Annotated in this window: 26 protein-coding genes; 15 read left to right on the forward strand and 11 right to left on the reverse strand. The window is 73.1% G+C overall.

Annotation, left to right across the window (positions count from 1 at the left end; all coding sequences use genetic code 11):
• Positions 1-213: 213 nt before the first annotated feature.
• Together ACFRCR_RS04400 and ACFRCR_RS04405 are read left to right on the forward strand one after the other, a co-directional pair.
• Entirely contained in the window at positions 214-2,379 is a 2,166-nt protein-coding gene (locus tag ACFRCR_RS04400) for a SpoIIE family protein phosphatase (protein WP_377675797.1), read from the forward strand.
• A 66-nt stretch (positions 2,380-2,445) separates the two neighbouring features.
• Positions 2,446-3,459, forward strand: a complete 1,014-nt coding sequence (locus ACFRCR_RS04405) for a sigma-70 family RNA polymerase sigma factor (RefSeq protein ID WP_377675798.1) — start codon at positions 2,446-2,448, stop codon at positions 3,457-3,459.
• 63 nt (positions 3,460-3,522) lie between these two features.
• Here ACFRCR_RS04405 and ACFRCR_RS04410 read toward each other — a convergent pair whose 3' ends face one another.
• The 4 genes from ACFRCR_RS04410 to ACFRCR_RS04425 all read right to left on the reverse strand — a co-directional run bounded on the left by ACFRCR_RS04410 (position 3,523) and on the right by ACFRCR_RS04425 (position 5,445).
• Positions 3,523-4,005 carry a DUF1269 domain-containing protein gene (locus tag ACFRCR_RS04410; protein ID WP_377675800.1) on the reverse strand — a complete coding sequence of 161 codons (483 nt, stop codon included), beginning with the start codon at positions 4,003-4,005 and terminating at the stop codon, positions 3,523-3,525.
• A 75-nt stretch (positions 4,006-4,080) separates the two neighbouring features.
• Positions 4,081-4,386, reverse strand: coding sequence for an SHOCT domain-containing protein (locus tag ACFRCR_RS04415; RefSeq protein ID WP_377675801.1), 306 nt, complete (start codon positions 4,384-4,386; stop codon positions 4,081-4,083).
• A gap of 124 nt (positions 4,387-4,510) precedes the next feature.
• Positions 4,511-4,942 (reverse strand): DUF6325 family protein, encoded by a 432-nt coding sequence (locus ACFRCR_RS04420; protein ID WP_377675803.1) that lies wholly within the window; start codon positions 4,940-4,942, stop codon positions 4,511-4,513.
• 83 nt (positions 4,943-5,025) lie between these two features.
• Positions 5,026-5,445, reverse strand: coding sequence for a hypothetical protein (locus ACFRCR_RS04425; protein WP_377675805.1), 420 nt, complete (start codon positions 5,443-5,445; stop codon positions 5,026-5,028).
• A 150-nt stretch (positions 5,446-5,595) separates the two neighbouring features.
• Between ACFRCR_RS04425 and ACFRCR_RS04430 the strand changes: the two genes are divergently transcribed.
• The 8 genes from ACFRCR_RS04430 (at position 5,596) to ACFRCR_RS04465 (ending at position 14,296) form a co-directional block, all read left to right on the forward strand.
• A complete protein-coding gene (locus ACFRCR_RS04430; RefSeq protein WP_377675806.1) occupies positions 5,596-6,822 on the forward strand; it encodes a cation:proton antiporter in 1,227 nt (408 codons plus the stop codon).
• Positions 6,823-6,923: 101 nt separating this feature from the next.
• Complete coding sequence (locus ACFRCR_RS04435; protein WP_377675807.1) at positions 6,924-8,222, forward strand: AI-2E family transporter; 1,299 nt, start codon at positions 6,924-6,926, stop codon at positions 8,220-8,222.
• A gap of 81 nt (positions 8,223-8,303) precedes the next feature.
• Positions 8,304-8,828, forward strand: a complete 525-nt coding sequence (locus ACFRCR_RS04440; RefSeq protein ID WP_377675808.1) for a GNAT family N-acetyltransferase — start codon at positions 8,304-8,306, stop codon at positions 8,826-8,828.
• 93 nt (positions 8,829-8,921) lie between these two features.
• On the forward strand, positions 8,922-9,353 hold the full coding sequence (locus ACFRCR_RS04445) for a universal stress protein (RefSeq protein WP_377675809.1): 432 nt from the start codon (positions 8,922-8,924) through the stop codon (positions 9,351-9,353).
• 74 nt (positions 9,354-9,427) lie between these two features.
• The gene (locus ACFRCR_RS04450) at positions 9,428-10,477 is read left to right on the forward strand and encodes an alpha/beta hydrolase (protein WP_377675810.1); all 1,050 of its coding nucleotides are present in this window, start codon (positions 9,428-9,430) and stop codon (positions 10,475-10,477) included.
• Positions 10,478-10,615: 138 nt separating this feature from the next.
• Positions 10,616-11,308: a hypothetical protein gene (locus tag ACFRCR_RS04455; protein WP_377675811.1), complete on the forward strand. Its 693-nt coding sequence runs from the start codon at positions 10,616-10,618 to the stop codon at positions 11,306-11,308.
• 184 nt (positions 11,309-11,492) lie between these two features.
• The gene (locus tag ACFRCR_RS04460; RefSeq protein ID WP_377675813.1) at positions 11,493-13,634 is read left to right on the forward strand and encodes a sensor histidine kinase; all 2,142 of its coding nucleotides are present in this window, start codon (positions 11,493-11,495) and stop codon (positions 13,632-13,634) included.
• A complete protein-coding gene (locus ACFRCR_RS04465) occupies positions 13,631-14,296 on the forward strand; it encodes a response regulator (RefSeq protein WP_377675815.1) in 666 nt (221 codons plus the stop codon). The genes ACFRCR_RS04460 and ACFRCR_RS04465 overlap by 4 nt, the downstream gene beginning before the upstream one ends.
• A gap of 67 nt (positions 14,297-14,363) precedes the next feature.
• Here the strand turns inward: ACFRCR_RS04465 and ACFRCR_RS04470 are convergent, their stop codons facing one another.
• Positions 14,364-15,419 (reverse strand): 2,3-butanediol dehydrogenase, encoded by a 1,056-nt coding sequence (locus tag ACFRCR_RS04470; protein ID WP_377675816.1) that lies wholly within the window; start codon positions 15,417-15,419, stop codon positions 14,364-14,366.
• Between the two features lie 270 nt (positions 15,420-15,689).
• Here ACFRCR_RS04470 and ACFRCR_RS04475 point away from each other — a divergent pair, with 270 nt between their 5' ends.
• The gene (locus ACFRCR_RS04475) at positions 15,690-16,745 is read left to right on the forward strand and encodes a 5'-3' exonuclease H3TH domain-containing protein (protein WP_377675818.1); all 1,056 of its coding nucleotides are present in this window, start codon (positions 15,690-15,692) and stop codon (positions 16,743-16,745) included.
• Between the two features lie 86 nt (positions 16,746-16,831).
• A complete protein-coding gene (locus ACFRCR_RS04480) occupies positions 16,832-17,758 on the forward strand; it encodes a carbohydrate kinase (protein WP_377675820.1) in 927 nt (308 codons plus the stop codon).
• Between the two features lie 106 nt (positions 17,759-17,864).
• Here the strand turns inward: ACFRCR_RS04480 and ACFRCR_RS04485 are convergent, their stop codons facing one another.
• The 6 genes from ACFRCR_RS04485 to ACFRCR_RS04510 form a co-directional block, all read right to left on the reverse strand.
• A complete protein-coding gene (locus ACFRCR_RS04485; protein ID WP_377675821.1) occupies positions 17,865-18,605 on the reverse strand; it encodes an ABC transporter ATP-binding protein in 741 nt (246 codons plus the stop codon).
• Entirely contained in the window at positions 18,602-19,507 is a 906-nt protein-coding gene (locus ACFRCR_RS04490; RefSeq protein WP_377675822.1) for an ABC transporter permease, read from the reverse strand. Before ACFRCR_RS04490 ends, ACFRCR_RS04485 begins: the two co-directional genes overlap by 4 nt.
• On the reverse strand, positions 19,504-20,511 hold the full coding sequence (locus ACFRCR_RS04495; protein WP_377675823.1) for an ABC transporter substrate-binding protein: 1,008 nt from the start codon (positions 20,509-20,511) through the stop codon (positions 19,504-19,506). The genes ACFRCR_RS04490 and ACFRCR_RS04495 overlap by 4 nt, the downstream gene beginning before the upstream one ends.
• Positions 20,508-21,008 carry a ferredoxin family protein gene (locus ACFRCR_RS04500; RefSeq protein ID WP_377675824.1) on the reverse strand — a complete coding sequence of 167 codons (501 nt, stop codon included), beginning with the start codon at positions 21,006-21,008 and terminating at the stop codon, positions 20,508-20,510. The genes ACFRCR_RS04495 and ACFRCR_RS04500 overlap by 4 nt, the downstream gene beginning before the upstream one ends.
• Positions 21,005-22,843: an FAD-dependent oxidoreductase gene (locus ACFRCR_RS04505; RefSeq protein ID WP_377675825.1), complete on the reverse strand. Its 1,839-nt coding sequence runs from the start codon at positions 22,841-22,843 to the stop codon at positions 21,005-21,007. Before ACFRCR_RS04505 ends, ACFRCR_RS04500 begins: the two co-directional genes overlap by 4 nt.
• A gap of 452 nt (positions 22,844-23,295) precedes the next feature.
• Positions 23,296-23,808: an RrF2 family transcriptional regulator gene (locus ACFRCR_RS04510; protein WP_377675826.1), complete on the reverse strand. Its 513-nt coding sequence runs from the start codon at positions 23,806-23,808 to the stop codon at positions 23,296-23,298.
• Positions 23,809-23,924: 116 nt separating this feature from the next.
• Here ACFRCR_RS04510 and ACFRCR_RS04515 point away from each other — a divergent pair, with 116 nt between their 5' ends.
• The 3 genes from ACFRCR_RS04515 to ACFRCR_RS04525 all read left to right on the forward strand — a co-directional run bounded on the left by ACFRCR_RS04515 (position 23,925) and on the right by ACFRCR_RS04525 (position 26,619).
• Positions 23,925-24,230: a hypothetical protein gene (locus ACFRCR_RS04515; RefSeq protein WP_377675827.1), complete on the forward strand. Its 306-nt coding sequence runs from the start codon at positions 23,925-23,927 to the stop codon at positions 24,228-24,230.
• Positions 24,231-24,349: 119 nt separating this feature from the next.
• Positions 24,350-25,309 (forward strand): zinc-binding dehydrogenase, encoded by a 960-nt coding sequence (locus tag ACFRCR_RS04520; protein ID WP_377675828.1) that lies wholly within the window; start codon positions 24,350-24,352, stop codon positions 25,307-25,309.
• Positions 25,306-26,619 carry an alpha/beta hydrolase gene (locus tag ACFRCR_RS04525; protein WP_377675829.1) on the forward strand — a complete coding sequence of 438 codons (1,314 nt, stop codon included), beginning with the start codon at positions 25,306-25,308 and terminating at the stop codon, positions 26,617-26,619. The genes ACFRCR_RS04520 and ACFRCR_RS04525 overlap by 4 nt, the downstream gene beginning before the upstream one ends.
• Positions 26,620-26,753 lie beyond the last annotated feature (134 nt).

Raw genomic sequence — 26,753 nt, forward strand, 5'->3', positions numbered from 1 at the left:
GGCCGGGGAGGGCGCGCCGTCGTCGGACCTGCCGCCCGCCGAGGGCGACGGCCCTGCCCGCCGACGGCGACGTGTCGGTCGCCCTCGGCACGCCACACGGTCACCCTCGGCGGGCCGTCACGTCGCCCCCGGCAAGCCGCCCCGTCGTCAGGAGGAGTGATTCACCCCACGCTTCCCGATGACGGACGCGAGCCCGCAGGCCATACTGATGCGGTGACCGAGGCCCAGGCGATCTTCGAGCTGGTCGAGGCAGGTCTCGGGACCCCGACCGCCGACGAGTCCTTCGACCGCTTCGCCCGCCTGGCCATGCGCCAGCTCGGCGTCCCGACCGCCGCGGTGTCCCTCGTCCTGTCCGACGAGCAGGTCTACCCCGGGGCCCACGGCATGCCCGAGGACATCCAGCTGAGCCGTCGCATGCCGCTGACCCACTCGTTCTGCCAGCACGTGACGAACGACCGCGAGCCGCTCGTCGTGCCGGACACCCGCAAGGACGCCCGGGTCTGGGACAACCCGTCCATCCCGGAGTTCGGGGTCCTCGCGTACGCCGGGTTCCCGATCTTCGACCAGCGTGGCCGCGTCGTCGGGACGCTGTGCGCGATGGACGACGAGCCCCACGACTGGACCGACACCGACCTCGCGACCCTCGCCGACCTGACGGCGGCCTGCACGTCCGAGCTCCAGCTGCGCATCGCGCACGAGCGGGCGACCAGGATGCAGAACCTCGCCATCCAGGCGACCCGTCGCAACCGCCTCCTGCTCATGCTCAGCGAGGCCTTCGCCGACGCGACCTCGGTCCAGGACGTGGGCGAGACCCTCGCCTACGTGGCGTCCTCGGCCATCGGTGCGCGGTACGCCGGGCTCGCGGTCGTCGACCCGTCGCGCAAGAGCCTCACGTACACGAGCATGGACCACCTGGAGCCGGCGCTCTCGCCGTCGTACCGGTACGCGCGGGTCGACGACCCGGACCGTGTCCTGTCGTTCGTCGCCCGCACCCAGGAGGCCCTGTTCTTCCGGGACGAGGCCGAGATCCTCTCGGCGTTCCCGAACATCTCCGAGTCGCTCGACGAGAGCGTCGGTGCCCGCGCGCTGCTGCCCGTGCTCTCCGGCACGAACCTGCTCGCGGTCATCTTCCTCGGGTGGGAGCAGGGCAAGACCGCCGACGACGAGTCCCTGTCCCGCGCGGGCCTCGCGGGGTTCGTCGCGCACGCCCTCGAACGCGTCAAGCTGCTCGAGGAACGACGCGACGCGGCCACGACGCTCCAGGCCGCGATGCTCACGGCCCTGCCCGACATCCCGCACCTCGAGCTGGCCTCGACCTACTCGCCCGCGACCCTCACGGACCAGGTCGGCGGCGACTGGTACGACGCGGTCGTGTACGACGAGGACGCCTCCGTCCTCATGATCGGCGACGTGACGGGTCACGACATGCGGGCCGCGGCCGAGATGGGGCAGCTCCGGTCGATGCTCCGCACGTTCGCCTGGAGCCACGACGAGTCCCCCTCGGCCCTGCTCCGCCTCCTCGACCGCGCGAACACCGGGCTCTCGCTCCACGCGAGCGGGACCGCCGTCGTCGTCCGGCTCGACCGGCGCGGCGACTTCTACGACCTGTCCTGGTCGAACGCGGGACACCCGCCACCCCTGATCCTGCGGTCCGACGGGAAGGTCGAGCTCCTCGACACCCGGCCCGACATGATGCTCGGGTTCGTCCCCAACGCCGCGCGCAGCGACCACGTGACCCACCTCGGCCCGGGGGACACCCTCCTGCTCTACACGGACGGGCTCATCGAACGACGCGGGGTCCCCCAGAGCGCGCGCCTGTCCGGGCTCGCCCGGGCCCTCGCGACGCTGCGGCACGGCTCGACCCTCGCGCTCCCGAACGCCTTGGTCCAGCGCCTGGTCGGCAGCGACCAGCGCGACGACATCGCCGTCCTCGCGGTCCGTGTCCGGGCCGCGGTCGACTCCCACCCGACACCTGCGTGCCCCACCCGGATGACCCGCGACGTCGAGCACACGACCGCGGCGATCTCGCCGGCCCGGCGCTGGGTCGACGACATCCTGGAGAGCTGCGGGATCAACCGCGACCAGCGGCGGACCATCATGCTGCTCGCGAGCGAGACCCTGACCAACGCGGTGCAGCACGCGCAGGGACCGCTCGAGGCGGTCGTCGAGGTGTGGCCCGCGACCGTCCGGGTCGGCGTCCGGGACGCCTCCCCCGACGAGCCGACCCTTCACGACCCCGAGCCGCACGAGACCGGGGGGCGCGGCATCCAGTTCCTCGACCGGTTCGCCGACCGGTGGTTCGTCGAGCAGAAGACCTCCGACGGTCCGGGCAAGACCGTGTGGTTCGAGCTCGCCCGGGAAGAGGCCCTCTCCCGCTGACTGTGTGGGCGGTGCGCGCTACGGTGTGAAGTGGCGCACATCGCCGCGCGCCCACGAGAGGACACCATGACCGAACGCACAGCGACCGTCGCGGACGAGGACCTCGGGGAGCTGCTCGACCAGTACCGGTCACAGCTCACGGGCTACTGCTACCGCCTGCTCGGCTCGTCCTTCGAGGCCGACGACGCGGTCCAGGACACCATGGTGCGCGCCTGGCGCTCCTACGACCGCTTCGAAGGGCGCTCCGCGCTGCGCTCCTGGCTCTACCGCATCGCGACGAACGTCTGCTTCGACCACATCGCCCAGCGCAAGCGCCGCGAGCGCCCCATGGGTCTCGGGGCAGCGCAGACGGCGGAGGAGAGGAACCTCGGCGAGCAGCTCTCGGAGGAGACGTGGGTCGAGCCGGTGCCCGACGACCGCGTGCTGCCGCGGGACGGAGACCCGGCCGACGTCGCGATCGGGCGCGAGTCCATCCGCCTCGCGTTCGTCGCGGCACTGCAGTACCTGCCACCCAAGCAGCGCGCCGTCCTCATCCTGCGCGAGGTCCTGCGCTGGCAGGCCAGCGAGGTCGCCGAGCTCCTGGAGACGTCGGTGCCGTCGGTCAACAGCGCGCTCCAGCGGGCGCGGGCCACCTTGTCGGCCCAGGCGCACTACGGGTCGGCTCCCGGGGCGGACGGCGCCAACCTGCCGACCGCGCCCGTGGACGAGGACAAGACCGAGCTCCTGGAGAAGTACCTCGACGCGTTCGAGCGCTACGACATGCCCGCGCTGGTCGCGCTGCTCCACGACGAGGCCACGCTCTCGATGCCGCCGTACGCGCTGTGGATGCGGGGCCCTGTCCAGATCGAGCGGTGGATGGTCGGGCCGGGCGCGGAGTGCCGGGGCTCGCGCATGGTGCCGGTGCGGGCCAACGGGACGTTCGGCTTCGGCCAGTACCGGATCTCGCCCACCGGCGGGTACGACGCCTGGGCGCTCCAGGTGATCGACACCGAGGACGGCAAGGTGACCGGCATCAACGCGTTCCTCGACGTCGAGGCCTGGTACCCGCTCTTCGGGCTGCCGCTCCACCTCGACGCGTAGGGCGCAGGCGAGGGTGGGGCCGGGAGTCCGGCCCCACCCCCACTGCGGGTCTGCTGGTCGCGATCAGTCGAAGGTCTCGAGGAGCACGCGGCGCTCCTCCTGGGTGAGGTTCGTGGCGATGAGGTCGCCGTGCAGACCGTGGAACCGCTCGCCCACGCGGTCCAGGTTGCCGTCCTCGGTCACGGCGAACAGCGCCGAGGTGCCCTCGGTGACCTGTGCCCTGATGCGGTCGAGCTGGTCCTTGTTCAGTCCCACGGCCTCCATGGACTTGTGGATCGCGCCCAGGGCTGCGCCCGCGGCGACACCGATCACGGGGACGAAGAAGAGGGCGCCGAACAGCAGCCCCCAGAACGCGCCCCAGCCGGTCCCGCGCCACTCGTCCTCGTGCGTGTGGTGCGTCGTGGGCTTCTTCGCCCCCTCGGGCCAGGTCACGATCGCGCGGTCGACGATCTTGATCAGGCCTTCGGACGCCGCGTCCTTCAGGACGTCGGACGCGGTCTCGGCGCCTCCGGGTGTGTCGAACGACCAGACGGTGAAGGTAGCCATCGTTGTCCTCTCGGGTGGATCAGGTGGTGCGGGGTGAACCGCGCGGCAGAGGCGGCGGGTGCCGTGGGCGCGGCGTCAGCCGAGCAGCTTGGCCTTGGCGGCGGCGAACTCGGCGTCGCTGAGGACCCCGCTCGCGTGGAGCTGGCCGAGCTGTTCGATCTGCGCCAGGAGGTCGTTCCCGCCCGCGGCGGCAGGTGCGGCGGGCGCAGCCTGGGCCGCCTGGGCCGCCGCCTGCTGCGCGTAGAGCTGCTGCTGCTGGGCCTGCTGCTGCGCCTCGTACTGCTGCTGCTCCGCCTGCTGCTCGGCCTTGCCCTGCTGGTGCCGGTTCACGGCCCCGGCCGTGGCGGACGCCGTCCCGGCGATGACCGCCGTGCGGGCCATCGTCCCCAGCAGACCTGGGCGTCCTACGCGTCGTAGTGGCATGGTGTGCTCCGTTCCTCGTGCGGTGATGTCCGAGTGCGTGCTGTGCTCGTGCGGTGAGGTGTCGCCCCGTCGGCGGTGGTCCTCAGCCGACCTCGGTCTCGGCGAGCTCGACGATCTCGTTGACGACGTCGGCGGGGATGCGTTCCTGCGCGATCACCGCCGCCCCGGCGTCGTGCACGGCGCCGACGAACTGCCGCGCCCAGGAGTGCTCGACGATCAGGACGAGCGCGGACGTCCCGGGCTCGAGGTTCGACGCGACGTCGTCGATGTCCTCCTGCCCGGCGAGGCCCGAGCTGCCGAGCTGGGTCTCGGTGATGTCGAGCTCGTCGCCCAGATCCTCGACCTCGATCACGTCGATCTCTCCACCGGTCCCCTTGCGGATCACGGTGAGGTCGAGGAGCGTGACGACGTCGGACCCGAGGAGGTCCGCGATCGCGATCTTGACCGCGTCGGGGACCCGCTCGGAGGGGAAGGCGATCGCGACGAACTCGACGGGACCGAACTGTGTGGCCATGGGTGGTGCTCCGTTCGTGGTTGCGGGTACGGGAAGCGTGGGGACCTGCGCCGGGGCGCGGACGAACGACGATCAGGTGGTCGTCACGGCAGCGACGACGCCGACGCCCGCTGCGCCTCGTCGCCGTGGACCACGAGCGCCCACAGCACGAAGATCCCCAGGACGATCGTGACGACGGACCACCAGGGGCTCGCGGGGAGCGCGACGAACTGGGTCAGCACGTTGAGCACGACGAGCACGATCGCGACGAGCCGCGCCCATCCGCGCCCGGCGAGGAGGGCGAAGCCCACGACCACGAGGAGCGCCCCGACGACCAGGTGGACCCACCCCCAGGTCGACACGTCGAGCACCACGATCCCCTGCTCTCCCAGCCCGACGAGCTTCTCGGGGGAGAACGCGGCGACCATGCCGCTGATCGCGTTGAACAGCCCGAGCGTGACCAGGACGATGCCCGCGAACCACACCCAGCCGACCCATCCCGTGACCTGTGACGACCGCGCCATGGTGCCTCCTCGCACACGTAGAACGGGTGACGTCGTCCTGGCCGTGACCGGCCCGGCGTCACCCCGGAAGTCTCGCTCCCCTGATCGTGGCACCGGACTCCCGCGTCGGCATCCGCTGCGTTCGCGGCCGTCCACCACCACTATGGGTCCATGGAGCTGGGGTTCACGGGCGGGATCGCGCTGGTCGTCGTGCTCGGGGTCGTGGGGCAGGTCGCCGCGAAGGCGCTCAAGGTGCCCTCGATCCTCCTGCTGCTCGTGCTGGGGCTGCTGGCCGGTCCCGTGTCGGGGCTCGTCGACCCGGACGTCCTGCTGGGCGAGGACCTGTTCCCGCTCGTGTCCATGGCGGTCGGCCTCCTGCTGTTCGAGGAGTCGCTCAAGCTCGACATGAAACGACTCCAGGGCGGGGCTCGGCGTCCGGTCGCGCTGCTCGTGACCCTGGGTGCGGTCCTGACGGGGGTCGGGGCGACGCTCATCTGCTGGTGGGTGCTCGACCTGCCGATGTCCCGGGCCGCGGTCATCGGGGCCATCCTCATCGTGTCGGGTCCGACCGTCGTCGGGCCGCTGCTCGCGGTGATCCGGCCCAAGCAGCCGCTCGAGTCGGTGCTCGCGTTCGAGGGCATCTTCATCGACCCGATCGGCGCGACGGTCGCGCTCGCGATGGCCAACGTCGCGCTCCACGCGGCCCCCGAGCACCTGGGCGCGACCGCGCTCTCCGGGGTGCTCACGGGGGCCGTCGCCGCGGCCGTCTACGTCGCGGCGGTCAGGTGGGGCAGGGTGCCGGCCGCGACCGAGGTGTCGCTCGCGTTCGCCACGGCGCTCGCGACGTACGCCGTGGCCGAGGCGTTCCACGAGGAGGCGGGTCTGTTCGCGACGACGACGCTGGGCATCGTGCTCGCGAACCAGCGCTGGGCGAGAATCGAACCGTTGCACGAGTTCGGCAGCCACGTCGGCCTGCTGCTCATCGGGACGCTCTTCATCCTGCTCTCGGCGCGGGTCGACCTCGACGCCCTCGTGGCGTACGCCCTACCGACGCTCGCGATCGTGGTGCTCCTCGTCCTGGTCCTGCGCCCGCTCGTCGCGTCGGTCGCGACGACGGGCAGCGTCCTGTCGAGCCGAGAACGGGTCATGGTCGGGTGGATGGCGCCGCGCGGGATCGTCGCGGCGTCGACCGCATCGGTCTTCGCGCTGCGCTTCGAGGACGACGGTCAGCCGTTCGAGCAGCTCGTGCCGGTGGTCTTCGGCGTGATCCTCCTGACCGCGGTCGTGTACGGGCTCACGGGTCCGTGGGTCGCGGCGCGCCTGGGCGTGCGGTCGCCCGGCCCGGAGGACCTGGACGACGACGGGGTCCCGGTCGCGGAGGACCGCGCGTCCGGGTGACGCGGGAGGACCGCGCACGTCGCACCGTGCACGGGCCGGACTCTTCCCGCCCGACGGCGTGGGCGCACCACGCGTGCGCGTGCGTTCGCTACGTTCGCCCCATGACGAGCGACGCGAGCACCACTCCGGAGCCGGCCCCCGGGGCGTCGGCCGCCCCGGTCACCGACCCCGACCGCCCCCGAGACTTCCTGGCGCTCTCCGCCGACGACCCGCGCAAGCCTCCCCGGTGGTTGCCGCGCGCGCTCTTCATGACCGTCGTCGCGGTCTTCGTCGGGATCTTCGCCTGGTACGCGATCGGCACCCTCGAGAGCCTCGGCGTCAACATCCTCATCGCGTTCTTCATCGCCCTCGCGCTCGAGCCGATCGTGGTGTGGCTGGTCCGGCACGGATGGCGGCGCGGTGCGGCCGCGGCGACGGCGCTGCTGGGTGGGCTGGTGGTGGTCGTGGGCATCTTCGCGCTCTTCGGCAACCTCTTCGTGCAGCAGCTCGTCCAGCTCGTCCAGTCGATCCCTGCCCTCTACACCGACATCCAGGAGTTCGTCTCGACGAGGTTCGACGTCGACATCCCGAGCTCCGACGAGCTCCTCAAGCAGGGCTTCAACGAGTTCGGCGAGGACGTCGCGTCGGGCGCGCTGGTCGTCGGGACGACGATCGTCGGCGTGATCTTCGCGTTCCTCACGATCATGCTCGTGACGTACTACCTGCTCGCGGCAGGGCCCAAGTTCCGCGTCGCGATCTGCCGCTGGCTCACGCCGAACCGTCAGCAGGAGGTCCTGCGCCTGTGGGAGATCACGCAGGTCAAGGTCTCGGACTTCATCAACTCGCGCATCGTCCTCGCTGCGCTGTCGAGCGTGTTCACGTTCGTCTTCCTGCTGATCCTCGGTACCGACTACGCCCTGCCGTTGTCGGTGTTCGTGGGCGTCGTGTCGCAGTTCGTGCCGACGATCGGCACGTACATCGGTGGCGCGCTGCCCGTGATCGTGGCGCTCACGTCGCAGGGGCTGCCGCAGGCCCTCGCGGTCCTCATCTTCATCGTCGCGTACCAGCAGCTCGAGAACCTGTACTTCTCGCCCAAGGTCTCGGCACGGGCGCTGGAGATGAACCCTGCGGTGTCGTTCGTGGTCGTGCTCGCGTTCGGGGCGGTGTTCGGCGCGCTCGGGGCGTTCCTGTCGCTCCCGATCGCCGCGACCATCCAGGCCGTCGCGAACACGTACATCCAGCGGCACGAGCTCGTCGACTCGCACATGCTGCACGACCCCGGCCACGGCAAGGGCGACGACCCGGACGAGGACCCGGGCGAGAAGGACGGCGGAGTGGCGCGACGCCGTCGGGCGAACCGCAAGGCCGGGCGCGACGCCGCGAAGACCGTCGACGAGCGCCACGCCGAGGGCATCGAGTAGCACCGACAGGAGCACCTGCGGGAGGCACCCGACGCGCGGACCACATCACCTCCGCGAGCGCGTCAGCGCTAGGGTGCCCGGATGACCGACGCACCGACCGTCCGTCCTGCGACCCGCGACGACCTGCCCGCGGTCGCGGAGATCGCGGCGCACCACGTCCTGCACACGGTCTCGACGTTCCAGACCGAGCCGCTGCCGCTCGCGGGCTGGGAGGAGCGGTGGGAGTCGCTGCGGGCGGCGGGTCGCCCGTTCCTCGTCGTCACCGTCCCGGGCGCTCCCGGCCTGCCCGACGGCGTCGCCGGGTTCGCGTACGTGGGTGCCTGGCGCGAGCGGCCCGCCTACGCGGCGACGGGCGAGGACACCATCTACCTCGCCCCCGGCCGCGAGGGCCGCGGCCTCGGCCGGACGCTCCTGACCGCCCTCCTGGACGCAGCCGCGGAGGCGGGGGTGCGCGAGCTCGTCGCGGTCGTCAGCGACGCCGACTCCCCCGCGTCCGTGGTGCTCCACGAGAAGCTGGGCTTCCGGCAGGTCGGGCGCCTCGAACGGGTCGGGTTCAAGCACGGCCGGTGGCTCGACACGGTGCTGCTCCAGCGCTCGCTGGGCTGACTCACCTCGGCGAGGCTGCCCGCCCGGGGCGTGCGACGCCGTCGGGCCGACCCTCCCCCGACGCTTCCCGCACGCCCGTGGCACGATGGACAGATGATCCGACCCCTGCTCGTCGGAGTGCACCCGGGCCAGCACCCGGACATCGTGCAGCGCGCCGCCGGTTTCGCGCACGCCCTCGGGACGACGGTCGTGTGCGTGTGGGTGGACGTCGGGCCGGTACCCGACGACGGCGGCGGGGAGCAACGGCTCAAGGCCGAGCTCGACCGTGCGTTGCACGGGACGGGCGTCGCGTGGACCCTCGTCGTCGCGGGCGACGGCGACGTGGCGCGCCAGCTCGACGAGGCCGCGGTGAGCCACGACGCCGCGATCGTCGTGGTCGGCGCACACCGTGCCGGGGCCGACGGGTGGCGCAACGAGGCCCTGGGTGGCTCGGTCGCCGGCCGGCTGTCGCACCTGCAGCACCGGCCCGTCGTCGTGCTGCCCGTGCTGCCCGCGCCCGCCGAGGGCGAGCCGGACGAGGACTGACGAACTCCTGCCGGTGGCCCCGCGACACCCTCCACGGCGACGCCCCCTCGCCCCGTCGTCGCTAGGCTCCGGGCATGGGTTCTTCGAGCGTGACCTCGACGGTCTCCCTTACCGCGCACCGTCGCTGGCCGCGCGCCCTCGGCTGGGTCGGCGCGTCGCTCGGGCTCGTCGCGCTCGGGACGTTCGTCGCGTCGCAGGTCAGCCCGTGGCCCTCGGCGCTGCTCATCCGGTACGCGTTCGACAAGGGCGGTACCGAGACCAACGAGAAGCTCGCGGCGCTCGTGCCGTCCGACGTCGTGAGCACGACCGACGTCCCCTACCGTGCCGATGATCCCGGCGCCCGGCTCGACGTCCACAGGCCCGCGAGCGCCGTCGGGCCGCTTCCCACCGTCGTGTGGACGCACGGCGGTGGGTGGGTCTCCGGGAGCAAGGAGCAGGTGGCGAACTACGCGAAGATCGTGGCGAGCCACGGGTACACGGTCGTCGCGATCGACTACTCGGTCGCCCCCGGCGCGACCTACCCGACGCCGCTGGTCGAGCTCAACGACGCGCTCGCCCACGTGACCGCGCACGCCGAGGAGCTGGGTGTGGACCCCGGGCGGATAGTGCTGGCGGGCGACTCGGCGGGGTCGCAGATCAGCGCACAGGTCGCCACTGCGGTCACGAGCCCGGACTACGCCGAGGCGCTGGGCGTCGCCCCCTCGATCGGCCCCGACCAGCTCGCGGCCGTGGTCCTTCACTGCGGTGCGTACGACATGGCGCTCGTGGACACCTCGACCGGCGGCGCGGAGTCGTGGTTCCTCGAGACCGTCCTGTGGTCGTACTCGGGGACCAAGGCCTTCGCGGACGACCCGCGGTTCGCCCCGGCCTCGGTCACGCACCACGTGACCGAGACCTTCCCGCCCGCCTTCCTCACGGGCGGGAACGCCGACCCGCTCACTCCCCAGGGCAAGGCCCTGTCCGCGCGGCTAGGGGTGGTCGGCGTCGAGGTCGAGGCGCTCTTCCAGCCCGACGGCGAGGAGCCGGGGCTGGGCCACGAGTACCAGTTCGACCTCTCGACCGCCGCCGGTCAGGTCGCCCTGGACCGAAGCCTGGAGTTCCTCGCGAGGCACACGACGGGTTGATCAGCCCGACCGGACCGCCCGGCCTCCCGGGACATCCGCCCCTGCCGCCCGGGACGCGTCCCGCCCCACGCTCGTCGTGTCAACCACCCACGGCCGCCGCCCGTCCGGGCCCGGCCCCACGACACGCAGGGGTCCACCATGACCGCACGACCGACAACCTCCGTCACGCCCGGGACCGACCTCGCCCACGGGCATCCCGCCCGCGCCTCCCGCGCCTGGGCGTGGACCGGCGTCGCGGCCGGCGTCCTGGGCATCGTCTCGATCCAGGCCTCGATGGCGCTCGGCGCGAACTGGGAGCAGACCGCGGGTGACGCCGACGCGGTCGTCGCCGACCTCGCGGGCAAGACGTCCACGCTCCTCGTCTTCCACACCGCGACCGTCCTGGTCGCGATCCTCGTCCTGATCTTCGCGGCGGGGCTCAAGCGTCGCCTCGACGTCCAGGCTCCGGCGGGCAGCCTCCTGCCGACGGTCGCGGGTTCGGGCCTCGTCCTGACGTCGGTCGCGGCACTCATGGGCTCGGGGCTCGACACCCAGTTCATGTTCGGGTTCGCCGAGCTCGACAAGATCGTCCCGGAGTCGGGCGCGTTCTACGCCGACTGGACCGCGACGATCCCGTGGCTGTGGGTCGGCGCTGGCCTGACCGCGGTCGCGGTGGCCGTGGCCTCGCTGCGGCACGGTGCCGCACCGCGCTGGATCGGGGTCGTGAGCCTGCTCCTGGGCGGTCTCACGCTGCTCGTGGGCATCTCGCCGCTCCAGTACATGGCGGGGTTCGTGGGCCCGCTGTGGCTCACGATCGCGGCGCTCGGCTTCGCACTGGGCGACCGGCGCTGATCCGCCCGACGGCGCAGCACAGCACGTGGACCCGTCACCACCCCCATGGCCCGCCCCGGGCCACGCGACCGGTCCCGCCCCGCTCCTCGGGGGCGGGGCCGGTCGCGGCCGTGCCGTCCGAGGTGGGGGTGGAATCGCTCCCGCCCCCTGTCGCCCGGGTGGTCGCGCCCCCTACCGTGGCGCTGTGGGCGCTGTCGCAAGGGACGAGCCACCGGAGCCGTCCGGCGGACGAGGCGTGCCCGCGGGCGCTCGCGCGGGAGCTGCGGCGGCCGCTCCGGCCGGCCGGTCCTGGCGCCGGTCGGCGTTCGGCCGTACCGCCCTCGGGAGCGGTGGCCTGCCCCGGACGGCTCTCGCCATCGCCGTCGCCTCGTGGTTCCTCGGCGTCTCGGCGCTCGTCCTGCAGCTCACGTCGGGCGTGGACGTGCTGCTCGGCGACCTGCTGTTCGTCGTCGTGGACGCCATGGTGGCGCTCGTCTACGGCTCGGTGGGCGCGATCATCCTGTCGCGGCGGCGGCACGTCGTCGGGTGGCTGGTCTCGCTCGCGGGCATCGGCGGCGGTCTCGCCGCGCTGGGCGGTGGCTGGCGCAGCTTCGCGAGCACGCACCCCGGCCTGCCACCGCTCGAACCGCTCGCCGCGGCGTACGGTCTCGCGTGGGTGCCGGGGACGATCGGGCTGTTCGTGCTCGTGCCCTGGTTCGTGCGCGACCACCCGTTGTCCGTGGGTGCGTGGCTCGGGGTCACGGGCGGTGCCGCCTCGATCCTGTTCTTCCTGCTCGCACCGGTCGACGACCCGCGTCCGGCCATCCTCGGCGTCGTGGTCATGGGGCTCGTGACCGCGGCCGCGACGTGGTGGCGCCACCGGCACGGTCCGCCCGAGGAACGCCGCGGCCTCGGGCTGCTGGCCCTCGGCACGGCGATCATGGCGCTGTCGTTCCTCCCGCTCCTCGGGACGTGGAACTCGTCCGACGTGATCCTCGCGCTGCCCCTGACCCACCTCGCGTGCCAGGCGCTGTTCCCCGCGGCGCTGCTCGTCTCGGTCCTGCGCAACCGGCTGTGGGGGCTCGACCTCGCGCTGAGCCGTGCGACGATCGGTGCCCTCCTGACCCTCGCCCTGGTCGCGGTCTACGTCGCGCTCGTGGTCATGGTGACCGCGCTCGTCGGCAGCCGGCCGCTCGCCCAGGTGCTCGCGGCAGTCGGGGTCGTCCTCGCGGTCCAGCCCGCGCGCACGTGGCTGCAGCGGCGCGTGCGCTCCCTGGTCTACGGCGAGACAGCAGACCCCGGACGGGCCGTGCTGCGGATGGGCCGCCAGCTCGGCGTCGCGGCGACGGCCGACGAGCTGCTGCACGGTCTCGTCGCCTCGACCGGCGAGTCGCTCAAGCTCGAGTCGGTCACGCTCACGAGCGGCGGACCTCCCCCGCAAGCTCCCGCCGACGACGCACCGGGCGCAACCGGCGGAACGCCCCCGACCGTCGAGGCGTCCTGGGGCCGCCCGACGGGCACGCATGTCACGCACGTGCCCGTCGAGCACGGCGGCCGGGTCCTCGGGGACCTCGCCGTGACTCCCCGCGCGGGCGAGCGGCTCGACGGCCGGACCCGGGACGCGCTCGCCCAGCTCGTGCCCGTGGTCGCCGCGGGCCTCGCGCTCGCGAGCGGCGCACGCGACCTCGAACAGGCCAAGGACGCCGTGACCCGGGCGCGCCTCGCCGAACGGCGCCTCGTCCGCCGCGAGCTGCACGACGGCGTCGGGCCGTGGTTGAGCGGGCTGCGGCTAGGGCTCCAGGGCGCGCGCAACACCCTCGCGACCGACCCGGCCGCGGCGGCCGCCGTGCTCGAGGCGCTCCAGCGGGAGGTCGAGCAGCGGGTCGGGGACGTGCGCACGCTCTCGCGCAGTCTGCTCCCGCCCGCCCTCGACGAGGCCGGGCTCGAGGCCGCGCTGCACGACCTCGCCGACCACCACGACGCGGGCGGCTTCGCGGTCGAGGTGCTGTGCGGGCCGTGGGACGACCTCGACACACGAGTCGCCGCCGCGGCCTACGCGATCGCGAGCGAGGCCGTCATCAACGCGTCCCGGCACAGCGGGGCCGCGGGCTGCCGCGTCGAGGTCTCCACCCACCCGCCGAGGCCGGCCGGGACGCTCGACGGGTGGACGCACCTGGTCGTGACGTGCGACGACGCGGGCTCCGGCGTCGGGCAGGAGGCGCGCGCCGGCGTCGGGACGCGGTCCATGCGGGAGCGCGCCGAGGAGCTCGGTGGGACGCTGGACATCACCTCGCTCGCACCGGGGACGCGCGTGCGTGCCGTCCTCCCCCGGAAGGTCGTGCTGTGAGCCTCATCCGCGTGGCCCTCGTCGACGACCACCCCGTGTTCCGCATCGGGATGGCGGCGCTCCTCGACTCGCTCGACGGCGTGAGCGTCGTGGCGCAGGCCGCGAGCGCCGCGGAGGCCCGCGACGTCCTGGGCGCGCCCGACGACCTGGACCTCGTCGTCATGGACCTCGACCTGGGCGACGGGTCGGGCGTCGAGCTCACGCGGGACCTGGTGCGTGCCCGGCCGGACGTGCCGGTGCTCGTCATGACGATGCACGAGGACGACGACTCCGTCGCGGCCTGCCTGCGGGCCGGGGCGCGCGGGTACCTCGTGAAGTCGGCGTCGCCGCACGAGGTCGAGCGGGCCGTGCGGGCCGTCGCGAACGGCGAGCTGATCCTCGCTCCGGGGGTCGCGGCGCGGGCCGTGGCGAACGTGCTGGGCGGCTCGCGGGCGGCCGTGCCGTTCCCGCAGCTCACCGACCGCGAGCGCGAGGTGCTCGCGCTCGTCGCCGCGGGGCTCGACAACACCGCGATCTCGCGGCGGCTGACCCTGAGCACCAAGACGGTGCGCAACTACGTCGCGGGCGTGCTCGCCAAGCTGTCGCTGCGCGACCGTGCGGCGGCGATCGTGGCGGCCCGGGAGGCGGGCCTGGTCCCGGACCGGGCTGCCTCGCCCCGCTGAGTGGCCGGCCCGACGGCGGAGCGCACCGTCCAGGTCGGGTGCGCCCCGGCGTCGGGCAGTGAGCCCGTCACGGGTGGACGAGGATCTTCACCGCGGTCTCGTTGCGGCGGACCAGCGTGTCGAAGCCCTTGCTCACGAGGTCCTCGAGCGGGATCCTCGCCGTGATGAACGGAGCCAGGTCGATCTTGCCCTCCTGGACCAGCCGGATCGTCTCGGCATGGTCGCGCACGTAGGCGATCGTGCCCCGCAGGTCGATCTCCTTGAGGACGAGCTTCTGCATGTCCACCGCGGCGGTCCTGCCCCAGATCGACACGACCACGATCACGCCCGCGGGGCGGACCGCGTCGAAGAGCTGGTCGAGGACCGCGTTGACGCTCGTGCACTCGAAGGCCACGTCGACGCCCTTGCCGCCCGTGATCTCGCGGACGCGGGAGATCAGGTTGTCCTGCGTGGGGTCGACGACGTGGTCGGCGACGTGCGTCTCGCGTGCCGTGGTCTTCCGCGCCTCGGAGACCTCGGACATGATGACCGTGACGCCCCGGGCCGTGAGGACCGCGGCCGTGAGCAGACCGATCGGGCCCGCACCACCGACGAGCGCGACGTCACCGGCCTTCGCGCCCGAGCGCACGACCGCATGGTGGGCGACCGACAGGGGCTCGATGAGCGCCGCCTGGTCGAGCGGGATGTCGCCCACGGGGTGGACCCAGCGACGATCGACGACGACCTTCTCCGAGAGTCCGCCGCCACCGCCGGCCAGGCCGATGAAGCCCATCTTGACGCACAGGTGGTAGTTGCCTGCCTCGCACTGCGCGCACTCCCCGCACACGACGTACGGCTCGACGACGACGGACTCGCCGACCGTCAGGTCGTCGACGCCCTCGCCCAGCGCGGTCACGGTGCCGGAGAACTCGTGCCCCATCGTCACGGGCATCTCTTCGTGGGTCAGCGGGTGCGGGCGCCCAGGTGCGGGGACGAAGATCGGCCCCTCGAGGTATTCGTGCAGGTCGGAGCCGCAGATCCCGCACCATGCGATGTCGATCGCGACCGTGCCGGGCCGCAGCTCGGGGGCCGGGACGTCCTCGATGCGGATGTCTCGTCGTCCATGGAAACGTGCAGCCTTCATGTCCTCGCCACGCCTTCTCTCGTTGGTCGCTGGGTTCGTGACAGGCGGCGCGGAAGGTGCCGTCCGGGAGCCCTGGGCTCTTGTCACCATAGGTGTGTGACCTGCGGGAAAAGCCCGCCAAAGGTCCCGAACCGGATGTGACATGCCCCTCGTCCCGGCGTCAGATCACGGGTCCGGGGAGTCGCGGTGCTGCGCTTCGACCGACGGCGGGACGACCCGTCCGTCACGTCGGAGCGGCCCCCGTGGGCGGCCGCCGGTACGTTGGGGACCATGACGGACCCGGCGACGCCCGCTCCCCTGCGCGACACCCAGCTCCCCGGCAGCGGCGGCCTGCTGCTCCTCGACTCCGCGTCGCAGTACTTCCGCGCGTTCTTCGGTGTCCCGGACTCGGTCAAGGCCCCGGACGGCACGCCCGTCAACGCGGTGCGCGGCTTCCTCGACACCATCGCGGTGCTCGTGGCCGAGCGCCGGCCCACACGCCTCGTGGCCTGCTGGGACGACGACTGGCGCCCCGCGTTCCGGGTCGAGGCCATCCCGTCCTACAAGGCCCACCGCGTCGCGACCGAGATCCCCGGCACCACGGGCGTCGAGGAGGTCCCCGAGGCCCTCACCGCACAGGTCCCGATCATCGTCGACGTCCTCGCCGCCCTCGGCATCGCCCGGGTGGGCTTCCCCGGCTACGAGGCGGACGACGTGATCGGCACGCTCGTCGAGCGCGAGTCGGCCCGTCGGCGCGCCCTGCGCGAGGCGGGCGGGGAGCCCGGGGCGAGCGGCGCCGTCGGGCCTGCGTCGCCCGACACCGGGCCGGTCGAGGTCGTCACGGGTGACCGCGACCTGTTCCAGCTCGTCGACGACGACGTGCCCGTGCGCGTCCTGTACACCGCGCGCGGCCTCAAGAAGCTCGACGTCGTGGACGTCGAGCGCCTGGCCGAGCGCTACGGCGTGACGTCCGGCCAGGCGTACGCCGACATGGCCGCGCTCCGCGGCGACCCGAGCGACGGCCTGCCGGGCGTCGCGGGCATCGGCGAGAAGACCGCGGCGGGCATGCTGGCCCGGTACGGCGACCTCGCGGGCATCCTGCGCGCCCGTGACGAGGGCGACCCGGGTCTGAGCCCCACGCAGCGCCGCCGGCTCACCGAGGCTGCGGACTACCTGGCGGTCGCGCCGCTCGTGGTCCAGGTCGCGCGTGACGCGCCCATCCCCCCGGTGCCCGACGACGTCCCGTCCGCGCCCGCGGACGCTGCGGCCCTCGACGAGCTCGCCAGGCGGTGGGGGCTGCGGTCGAGCGTGGACCGGGTCCTGGAGGCGTTCGCGTCGGTGCGGTGAACGACCCTGGCCGCATCCTGGTTGACACCGCTGTCATCCGTGCAGGATCGTACGATGACGTCGCCCCCGACCGGCCTGGAGCCTTGATGTCCCCTCACGCCCCGCACGTCCTCGTCGTCGGCGAGGCGCTCGTCGACGAGGTCCGCCGTGCCGACGGCACGACCGCCGAGCACCCCGGCGGCAGCCCCGCCAACGTCGCGCTGACCCTCGGCCGCCTCGGGCGCGACGTCCTGCTGGCCACGCACCTCGGCCGCGACGAGCGCGGCGGGCAGGTCCGCGCCTGGCTCGCCGACTCGGGCGTGGCCCTCACCCCCAGGTCCGACGGCGCCGCCGCCACGAGCGTCGCGCGCGCGGTCCTCGACGGGTCGGGGGCCGCGACGTACGACTTCGCGATCACGTGGGACCTGGCCGACGGCACCGCGGCGACCGACTCGACGCTCGCCGTCCACACCGGATCGATCGCCGCGGTCCTCGAACCCGGCGCGACCGCGGTCCACGACCTCGTCCTCACCGCCCGCGACCACGCGACCATCACCTACGACCCCAACGCCCGCCCCAGCCTCATGGGCACCCCCGACGCCGCGCTCGAACGGATCGAACCGCTCGTCTGCGCTGCAGACGTCGTAAAGGTCAGCGACGAGGACCTCGAATGGCTCCACCCGGGCACCGACCCCGTGGAGGTCGCGTGGACCTGGGCTGCCCAAGGGCCCGCGGTCGTCGTCGTGACGTTCGGCGGCGAGGGAGCCGTCGCGGTGTGCGCGGCGGGCGAGGTACGCGTCGCGGCACCACGGGTCGAGGTCGTGGACACCGTGGGCGCGGGTGACACCTTCATGGGGGCGCTCATCGACGGGCTCTGGGAGCAGAACCTCCTGGGCGGCGACCGCCGCGACGCGCTCCGGGCCGTCGGCCCGGAGGTCCTGACCGCGGTGCTCGAACGATGCGTGGCGGCCGCCGCGATCACGGTCTCGCGCGCTGGCGCGAACCCGCCGCGACGGGACGAGCTCACGAGCTGACGTCGTGGCCGCCGACGGTGACCTATCTGCCCGCCGACGGTCACCCACGGCGGGCACGGTGGTCACCCTCGGCGGCCCAACCGGTCACCCTCGGCGGGCACACGCGTCACGCCGCCCCGATCGCCTCCTCGACGCCCAGCTCGAGCAGCAGCCGTCGCCGGAAGTCTCCGAACCCCGGCACACCTCGGCGCCGCGGCCGGTCGAACGGCACCTCGAGCTCGACCCCGACCTTCCCGTCCTGGAGCACGGCCACGCGGTCGGCGAGCAGGATCGCCTCGTCGACGTCGTGCGTCACGAGGAGCACCGCGGGCTGGTGCTCGTGGCACAGCTCGGCGACGAGGGCCTGCATCTTGATGCGCGTCAGGGCGTCGAGCGCCGCGAACGGCTCGTCGAGCAGGAGAAGGCGCGGGTTGCGCACGAGCGCCCGGGCGAGCGCGACCCGTTGCGCCTCGCCCCCGGACAAGGTCGTGGGCCACGCGGCCTCGCGCCCGCCGAGCCCGACCTCCACGAGCGCCGCCGAGGCGGCCGCGCGCCGGTCGCGCGTGGCCCGCTGCCCGAGGATCACGTTGGACCCGACGCGCTTGGACGCCACGAGCCGCGGCTCCTGGAACACCACGGTCCGTTCGGCCGGGGCCTCGACGGTCCCGGTGTCGTGGGCCTCGAGCCCGGCGAGGATGCGCAGCAACGTGGTCTTGCCGCTGCCGCTCGCGCCGAGCAGCGCGACGAACTCGCCAGGCCGCAGCGTCAGCGAGAAGTCGGAGAGGATGGTCCGGCCGCCGTACGACTTCCCGGCGTTCTCGACCCGCACGATCGGCGCGGCGAGGTCCTGCACGGTCGGTCCGCTCATGGCTTTCTCCCGAGTCGCTTGTAGGGCAGGAGGATGCGTTCGAGGAGCCGCACGAGAAGGTCGACCGACAGCCCCCACACCGCGTAGATGAGGACGCACACGACGAGCACGTCCATCTGGAAGTACTGCTGCGCGGAGACCATGAGGAACCCGATGCCGCGCGGTGCGTTGGACATCTCGGCGACGATGAGCGCGAGCAGCGACACCGACAGCGACACCCGCAGCCCCACGAGGACCGACGGGATGGCCTCGGGCAGGATGACGTGCCGCACGAGCCCGAGCCCCCGCAGCCCGAACACCTTGCCGGCCTCGAGGATCTTGCGGTCGACGTTGCGCACTCCGCTGTGGGTGTTGAGGTAGAGCGGGAACAGCGCGGCGGCCGCGATGATGATGATCTTGGGTCGTTCGTCGATCCCGAACCAGAGGATCAGCAGGGGCGCGATCGCGAGGAACGGGATGGTGCGCAGCATCTGGAGCGTGGGGTCGAGGAGCTGGTCGCCCAGGCGGAACAGCCCGGCGACGACGCCGAGCGTGAGCCCCAGCAGCCCGCCGATCGCGAAGCCCACGGCCACGCGCCCGAGCGACACCGACAGGTTCTCCCACAGCACACCCGTGGAGACGAGCTCGACGAACGCGTCGCCGACCTGCCAGGGCGCGGGGAACTGCTTCTCGTCGATCCACCCCTGGGCCGAGCCCAGGAACCAGAGCGCGAGGATCGCGGTGGGCACCGAGGCGCGCAGCAGCACGTCGCGCGGTGAGCGCCGCTTCCTGCCCGACGACGTCGCGCCCCTCCGCGCCCGGGCCGCGCCCGGGGCGGTGGCCGGGACCGCACCGGCGGCTGTCGCTGCAGCGACCGGGGGCGTCTGCGCGCGGGCGCGCGACGTCGTCGTGCCGGTGGTCACTCGACGCCCCACGTGCTGACGTCGAACGCCTTCGGGGCGGCCCCGGAGCTGACGAGGAAGTCGAGCGTCGACTGCACGGTCTTGAGCCCGTCCGGGTCGATCGCCTGCGTGCCGTACTGCCAGAGCTCGGCCTCCTTGACGACCTCGACGGGCGAGCCGGTGGCGTCGAAGACCCACTGGGCGTAGGCGTCGTGGTCGGCCTCGATCTTGGCGACGCCGGCCTCGGTGACCTCCCAGACCGCCGCGGCGAGCTCGGGGTTCGCCTGGTAGGTCTCGCGCGAGGTGAGCGAGACGCTCGTCGCGAGCAGGTCGGGGTCGTCGACGCTCGCCTTGGACAGGACCGGGAAGTCGTTGGTCAGGCGCCAGATCCCGGCCGTGGTCGCGGGGACCGGGACGGCGTCGATGTCGCCGCGCTGCAGCGCGGGCAGGGCGTCGGCGAACAGGAGGTTGACGAGCTCGACGTCTTCGAGGACACCTGCTCGCTCCAGGACCGCGCGGCCGTACTTGTCGAAGTTCGAGCCGAACTGGAGCCCGACCTTCTTGCCCGCGAGCTGGTCGATCGTGGTCACGCCGCCGGTCCTGGTGAGGAACCAGATGTCGGAGGACGGCTTGGCGATGACGAGCGCCGGGACGTCGAGGCCGCTCGCCTTGGCCTGCGTGGCCGGGGTGTCACCGATGAAGCCGACCTGGATGTCGCCCGTCTGGAGGGCCTGGACCACGGGCGGCCCGTTGTTGAACCCGACGAAGCCCTCGTACTCGTAGCCGTGCTCGGCGAGGATCGCGTCGGCGATCCCGGTCTCGACGGCGTACCCGAACGGTCCGGTCGCGACGGGTGTCTTGCCCGCGACGCCGTTCCAGGGACCGCCCGTGGTCAGGGGCGTGAGCTCGGCGGCCGCTCCCGACCCGTCGCCCGACGGCGTCGCGGCCTCCGAGGTGGAGCAGGCCGCGAGCGCGGCGACGAGGGCGAACGACGCCAGGGCGGCGAGGGTGCGGTTCCGGCTCATGAGGGGGCTCCTTGGAGGTGGGTCGTGGTGCTGTCCGGTGGGGTGCGGTCGAGGGACGCGCGGTCGTCGGAAGTGCGGTCGAGGGGGTTCGCCGGGGCGAGTGCGGCTGCGCGGTGGTAGTCGACGTCCGAGGCGAGGACCTCAGGCGCCCCGTCGCGGGCGGTTCCGCCTGTGGTCCGGGCGTCCCCGGTGTCGTCCTGCCGTCGCGGCGTGCGCCGCCACCCGACCCGGTCCCGGTACAGGCCCAGGAGGTCGCGGTCGAGCAGGTCGGCCTCGTCGAGGAAGGGCGAGCCTGCGGGTTCGGGCGTGCGCGACGGGGACACGAAGATCGCGTCCTCGGGGCAGTACGCCTCGCACTGGAAGCAGGTCTGGCAGTCGGAGTGCCGCGCGATGGTCGGTACGCCACCGTCGGCAGCAGGCTCGAAGACGTTGGTGGGGCAGATCCGCACGCAGATGTCGCACGACGTGCAGCGCGCGGCGTTGAGGATCTCGATCACGACGCCTCCTCGGTCCAGGTCGGTGGGGTGGGAGCGGTGTACCGCGTCGCAGCGTCCCCGGTCACGGGGGGCTCCGGGTCCGGCAGCACCCACAGGTCGCGCAGCCCGCCCGTGAGCAGGCGCCGCGCCTGCTGCGGGTCGGTGTCGGGGAAGTCGGTGCGGGTGTGCATGCCGCGGGTCTCGGTGCGGTGCAGCGCCGTGCGGTCGGCCCAGCGAGCCATCGCGAGCATGCCCGCGGTCTCGCGCGTGCGGATCGCGTCGGCCCCCCGCACGTCGGTGGGCACGAGCTCGCTGCCTGCGCGCTCCCACAGCTCGTCGAGGACGTCGAGCGAGCGCACGAGGCCGTGGTGGTGGCGGAAGGCCGACTTGTCGATGGGCAGCATCTCGTCGCGGACCGCGGCCGTGATCTCACGCCACGCCCCCTCCCCGGCTGCGGCCGACCGCGGGCGGTGCGCTGCGCCGTCGGGCCGGAGACCGAGCGTGCCCGTGGGGTCGAGGCGCTGCCCGCGGGACGACGGGCCACGGTCCGTCGCCAGGGCGGCCGCCGCCCGGCCCGACCACGTGCCCGACGCCACGGCCCACGCCAGGTTGGGGCCGCCTGCACCGGTCGCCGCCCCGACCACGCGGTCACGCGCAGCGACGTCGCCCGCCGCGTACAGGCCGGGGACGCCGGTCCACGCGTCGCGGTCGAGCACGTGGATGCCGCCCGTGCCGCGGACCGTGCCCTCCTGGACCCAGTCCATGGGGAAGCGCTCGGTGAACGGGTCGACGCCCAGCTTGTCGGTGACCATGAAGAAGTTGGGCATGGCGGCGCGCAGGGCCGGGCGGACCTCGGGCCCGAACTGCGTGAACTGGGCCGTGATCGTGCCGCGCAGCGAGGCGCCGAGCAGCTCGGCGCGGCTCTTGTGCAGGTTCTCGTACGCGATGGGTGCGCCCTCGTGGTCCCAGTAGGACGCCGTGACGAAGAAGCCGTTCTTGTCCATCGAGGTGCCGAACGGCACCATGCCGTAGAAGTTGGAGAACTCCATGCTCGACAGGTGCGCGCCCACCTCGGCGGCCATCAGGTGGCCCTCGCCCGTGTTCACGTCGCCGCCCAGGGAGTGCGACTTCCAGGTGGTCCCGCCCGTCGCGAGCACGACGGCGCCGCTCGCCACGCGCCACGCGCGCCCGGTCTGGCGCTGGTAGCCCTGGGCGCCCGACACGACGCCCTCACCGTCGACGAGGAGCTCGAGCGCGGGGCTGTGGTCGAGGACCGTGACCCCGTTCTTCTTGACCTTGCCGCGCAGGAAGCGCAGGTAGTCCGGGGACGAGCCCGAGAACGACCGCTCACCGGGCCGGCGCGCGAAGGGGTTCGGGGCGGGTGCGGCACCGCCGTCCGCCCCGGTGCGTGCCTGACGCGAACGTCGCGTGCGCTCGTACCCCCAGCCCTCGATGAGCGCGGTGCGGTACCACGCCTCGTCGAGGACGTCGTTGGTCCAGTCGCGGTCGGTGAGGTACCCGCCCTGCTCCTCGCGCGGCGTGATCTCCTCGTCGCGCCGCTCGGCGTCGGGTGGGACGAGCCAGTGCCCGACGCCGGCGGTCGCCGCGACGCCGCTCGTGCCGCAGTAGCCCTTGTCGACCAGGACGACGCTCGCGCCCTGCTCGGTCGCGGCGATCGCGGACCAGGTCGCGGCGGGGCCGCCGCCGATCACGAGGACGTCGGCGTGCAGGTACAGATGCTCGGCGGAGTCCTCGACCAGGGTCGGCCGAGGGGCGCGGTGCGGGGGGCGCCGCTGCGCTCCGGGGCCCGAGGAGGCTCGGGTGACCGAAGGAGAGCGGGGGGAAGTAGAAGGCACAACCATGAGGGTCGCTTTCCGGGGAGCCGCGAGCTGGTCGCGGGTGCACAAGGGGCGCCGGTGGGGTCGGCACGGGGGGCTGTCTCGTCGGGTCAGACGGGGCGACAGCAACAGCCCGGCGCGGTGGCGCGGAGCGCGCGGTGCGACGGCTCGGTGTGCATGAGAGGGACGCTAGTTGAACTGGACCGAAACGGTCCAGATTGAGCTGACGGATGAGACAAGGTTTCGCAGTGTTAACCGCGCAGCGTCGAAGCAGGGTTGAACCTGTCGAACACCTGACGCCGAGGGTGACGCCCCCGACCGCCGACGGTGACGTTGCGGCCCGTCGAGGGTGACGTCAGAGACCGCCCAGGGTGACGTCAGAGACCGCCCAGGGTGACGTCAGAGACCGCCCAGGGTGACGTTCAGTCACCCTCGGCTGACAGCCCGGTCACCCTCGGCGGACACGAGCGTCACCCTCGGCGGGCGTCCTCTCCCCCGCCCCGCAGCTCCACCTCGTCGCCGAACGGGCGGGTCACCCAGGCCTCCGAGTCCCCGACGAGGTGAGCGACGTCGTCGGGCAGCGTGCCCGACGCGAGGTCCGCGATCGTCACGTTCTCCAGGACCGACCGCATCGCGACCCGCAGCGCGACCCACGTCTGCTGGAGCGCCGCCGCGGACTCCGCGTACGACGTGTCCTCGGGCTGGACGCCCGCGATGTTCGCGAGCGGGCCGTCGATCGCGCGGATGACGTCCGCGACCGCGATCCGCGCGGGGGCCGCCGCCAGACGGAATCCTCCCTCGGCGCCCCGGCGGCTCTCGACCAGGCCCGACCTGCGCAGCTGGTTGAGGATGCCCAGGAGGAACGACCCCGGGATGTGCTGCGCCCTGCCGACGCGCTCCGCGGTCACGAACCCCTCGTCGTAGGCGACGGCGAGCTCCACGCACGCGCGGACGGCGTAGTCGATCTTGGCGGTGATGCGCATGGGCCCAGTATGCCGACGGCATGTTTCCGATCGTGCAGGAATATCGGGTGAAGCGCCCCGACGACCAGGGCCGTGCGAGTTCGGCCAGGGCGCCCGACGTGTGCGAAGGTGCAGCGGTGACTTCCTACCGGGTGAGCCTCGTCGTCGGGATGCTGCGCCCTGGGGCGTCGCCGGAAGCCGTGCTGCCCGCGGCCGCCGCCGCGGCCCGCGAGCGGACCGAGGTCGAGTCCTACGACCTGGGGATCGTGAGCGGCGAGGCCCGCGTCACGGTGCGCTTCCTCGCCGAGGACGACGACCAGGCGGCCGAGATCGCCCGTGCGGTCCGAGCCGCGGCGGGCGCCCTGGTCGAGGTCGGTGGCGCGGTCCTCACGCGCCGCTACGGACCGAAGTGGCACCCCGTCGCGGGCGGCATCCACCGCTGACCTGCGCGTCCGCCGCCGTCCGAGGCCGCACCGGTGCGGGCGTTCTCACGGGCCGGACGGGGATCGTGTCCCGCCCGGGCTCGGACGCGCACCGCGCCCGAAGACCGTAGGTTGGACACATGCTTGCCGCCTACGTGACGCACTTCGACCAGCAGGACCCGCTCGCAGGGCTGACCGTGGGAGACCTGCCCGCTCCGGAGACCCGGGAGAACTGGTCGGTGGTGGACGTCCGGGCCGCGAGCCTCAACCACCACGACCTGTGGTCGCTGCGCGGGGTCGGTCTGCGCGCCGAGCAGCTCCCGATGATCCTCGGCACGGACGCCGCGGGCATCGCGCCCGACGGGACCGAGGTCGTCGTCCACGGCGTGATCGGCGCCGACGGGCACGGGGTGGGGCCCGCGGAGTCACGCACGCTCCTGTCCGAGAAGTACGCGGGGACGCTCGCCGAGCAGGTCGCCGTGCCCACGAGGAACCTGGTCCCCAAGCCGCCGGAGCTCACGTTCGTCGAGGCCGCGTGCCTCCCGACGGCGTGGCTCACCGCGTACCGCATGCTCTTCGGCGTCGCGGGGCTCGCCCCGGGCGACCGCGTGCTCGTCCAGGGCGCGGGAGGCGGTGTCGCGAGCGCCGCGACGCGCCTGGCGAGCGCGGCCGGCGTCGAGGTGTTCGTGACGTCGCGTTCGTCGGCCAAGCGGGCACGGGCCCTGCAGAACGGCGCGTCCGCGGTCTTCGAACCCGGGGCCCGGCTCCCTGCGCGGGTCGACGCCGTGATCGAGACCGTCGGTCAGGCCACGTGGTCGCACTCGATGCGTTCGGTCCGACCGGGCGGGACGGTCGTCGTCGCGGGCGCGACCTCGGGCGACGCGAGCCCCACGGAGCTCTCGCGCATCTTCTTCCAGGAGATCACGGTGCGCGGTGTCACGATGGGCTCACGCGAGGATCTCGCCGCCCTGCTGCGGTTCCTCGCCCGCACCGACGTGCGCCCCACGATCGACGAGGTCTTCCCCCTCGCCCAGGCCGCGGACGGCCTCGCACGGCTCGACGCCGGGGAGCACTACGGGAAGATCGTGCTCACGACATGACCGATGACGCCGAGCGGGGGCGTCCGGCGCGCGCCGGGGGCCGGACCCGACCACCGGCCGGGCGTGAGACGGGCCGTGCCGCCGACGCCGGACCCGACGCCGACACGACCGCTGAGAGCGCCGCAGGTTCTGCGCTGCGTGGCGGCGAGTCGCGCACGACCGGTTCGGCGGGTTCGCACGAGTGGACGGGCTCGCCGCGCATCGCGGGGTCCCGACGTCGCCCCCGGACCGCCGCACCCCGGACCCTCACCCTCGCGTCGCTGCGGGCACCGCTCGCCGAGGCCGCGGCGCTCGTCCCGACGGGGCCTCGAGGCCCGGCACCACGGCCGCGCGTCCGACCGCAGCGCGGGCGGTGGGAGGAGGACGTCCTCGGGCCTGACTACCGGCGTCTCACCCTCCAGCTCACGCCCGACGACGAGGGCGAGGTCGTGGCGACGCTCGTCCGCTACGACCCACCGTCCGAGGAGGCCGTCCGCCCTGCCCGCGCGGTGCTGTACGTCCACGGGTGGAGCGACTACTTCTTCCAGACCGAGCTCGCCGAGTACTGGCATGCGCAGGGCGCGGCGTTCTACGCGGTGGACCTGCGCAAGTACGGGCGCAGCCTCAGGCCGCACCAGACCCCCGGGTACATGGAGCACCTGCACGAGTACGACGAGGACCTCGAGACGGCGCTCGCGATGATCCACACCGAGCTCGGTGCGCACGCCTCGATCATGCTGGTCGGCCACTCGACCGGCGGCCTCACCGGGGTCCTGTGGGCGAACCGCAACCCGGGGCGGCTGCACGGACTGGTGCTGAACAGCCCCTGGTTGGAGCTCCAGGGTTCGTCGACGGTCAGGACGGTGTCCTCTCCCGCGATCCGCCAGCTCGCGCGCTTCCAACCCAAGGCCCCGCTGCCGAACATCGACGCGGGGTACTACGCGCGCACGCTGCGCGACCTCGAGAGCGGCGGTTGGGAGTTCAACCCCGAGTGGCGGCCCGTGCCGTCGTTCCCCGTCCGGGCCGGCTGGCTGCGCGGGATCATCGAAGGACACGCCACCGTGGCCGCCGGGCTGTCGGTGACGTGCCCGATCATCGTCCTGACCTCCGACCGCACCCTCATCAGCCCACGGTGGAGCGAGGACATGCGGGCGGCGGACATCGTGCTCGACGTCGAGCTCCTCGCCCGGCGTGCACCGAACCTCGGGCCCGTGGTGACGATCGCCCGCATCGCCGGGGGGATACACGACCTCACGTTGTCCGGTCCTGGCCCGCGGCGACGGTTCTATCGAGAGATCACCCGGTGGCTGGCAGGGTACGGCTGGAGCTGACGACCCGCGAGGCGCGCTCCGCGTCGCCTCGCAGCGGAGGCGGGGAACGGTGGACCGTCGCATCGATGGAACGTTCCACGGACTGTCGGTGGATACGTGGGTATGCCAAAGGCCCACCCCGTTCGGGGTGGGCC

The organism is Oerskovia sp. NPDC056781, from assembly GCF_042789955.1.
Lineage (GTDB): Bacteria > Actinomycetota > Actinomycetes > Actinomycetales > Cellulomonadaceae > Oerskovia > Oerskovia rustica.

Bases quoted from the DNA above. Each gene is read 5' to 3' on its own strand.
- ACFRCR_RS04525 (WP_377675829.1), top strand. From the start codon at position 25,306: ATGACCGATGACGCCGAGCGGGGGCGTCCGGCGCGCGCCGGGGGCCGG.
- ACFRCR_RS04405 (WP_377675798.1), top strand. From the start codon at position 2,446: ATGACCGAACGCACAGCGACCGTCGCGGACGAGGACCTCGGGGAGCTG.
- ACFRCR_RS04485 (WP_377675821.1), bottom strand. From the start codon at position 18,605: ATGAGCGGACCGACCGTGCAGGACCTCGCCGCGCCGATCGTGCGGGTC.
- ACFRCR_RS04470 (WP_377675816.1), bottom strand. From the start codon at position 15,419: ATGAAGGCTGCACGTTTCCATGGACGACGAGACATCCGCATCGAGGAC.
- ACFRCR_RS04480 (WP_377675820.1), top strand. From the start codon at position 16,832: ATGTCCCCTCACGCCCCGCACGTCCTCGTCGTCGGCGAGGCGCTCGTC.
- ACFRCR_RS04430 (WP_377675806.1), top strand. From the start codon at position 5,596: ATGGAGCTGGGGTTCACGGGCGGGATCGCGCTGGTCGTCGTGCTCGGG.
- ACFRCR_RS04425 (WP_377675805.1), bottom strand. From the start codon at position 5,445: ATGGCGCGGTCGTCACAGGTCACGGGATGGGTCGGCTGGGTGTGGTTC.
- ACFRCR_RS04495 (WP_377675823.1), bottom strand. From the start codon at position 20,511: ATGAGCCGGAACCGCACCCTCGCCGCCCTGGCGTCGTTCGCCCTCGTC.
- ACFRCR_RS04410 (WP_377675800.1), bottom strand. From the start codon at position 4,005: ATGGCTACCTTCACCGTCTGGTCGTTCGACACACCCGGAGGCGCCGAG.
- ACFRCR_RS04520 (WP_377675828.1), top strand. From the start codon at position 24,350: ATGCTTGCCGCCTACGTGACGCACTTCGACCAGCAGGACCCGCTCGCA.
- ACFRCR_RS04455 (WP_377675811.1), top strand. From the start codon at position 10,616: ATGACCGCACGACCGACAACCTCCGTCACGCCCGGGACCGACCTCGCC.
- ACFRCR_RS04420 (WP_377675803.1), bottom strand. From the start codon at position 4,942: ATGGCCACACAGTTCGGTCCCGTCGAGTTCGTCGCGATCGCCTTCCCC.
- ACFRCR_RS04475 (WP_377675818.1), top strand. From the start codon at position 15,690: ATGACGGACCCGGCGACGCCCGCTCCCCTGCGCGACACCCAGCTCCCC.
- ACFRCR_RS04510 (WP_377675826.1), bottom strand. From the start codon at position 23,808: ATGCGCATCACCGCCAAGATCGACTACGCCGTCCGCGCGTGCGTGGAG.
- ACFRCR_RS04440 (WP_377675808.1), top strand. From the start codon at position 8,304: ATGACCGACGCACCGACCGTCCGTCCTGCGACCCGCGACGACCTGCCC.
- ACFRCR_RS04445 (WP_377675809.1), top strand. From the start codon at position 8,922: ATGATCCGACCCCTGCTCGTCGGAGTGCACCCGGGCCAGCACCCGGAC.
- ACFRCR_RS04415 (WP_377675801.1), bottom strand. From the start codon at position 4,386: ATGGCCCGCACGGCGGTCATCGCCGGGACGGCGTCCGCCACGGCCGGG.
- ACFRCR_RS04435 (WP_377675807.1), top strand. From the start codon at position 6,924: ATGACGAGCGACGCGAGCACCACTCCGGAGCCGGCCCCCGGGGCGTCG.
- ACFRCR_RS04450 (WP_377675810.1), top strand. From the start codon at position 9,428: ATGGGTTCTTCGAGCGTGACCTCGACGGTCTCCCTTACCGCGCACCGT.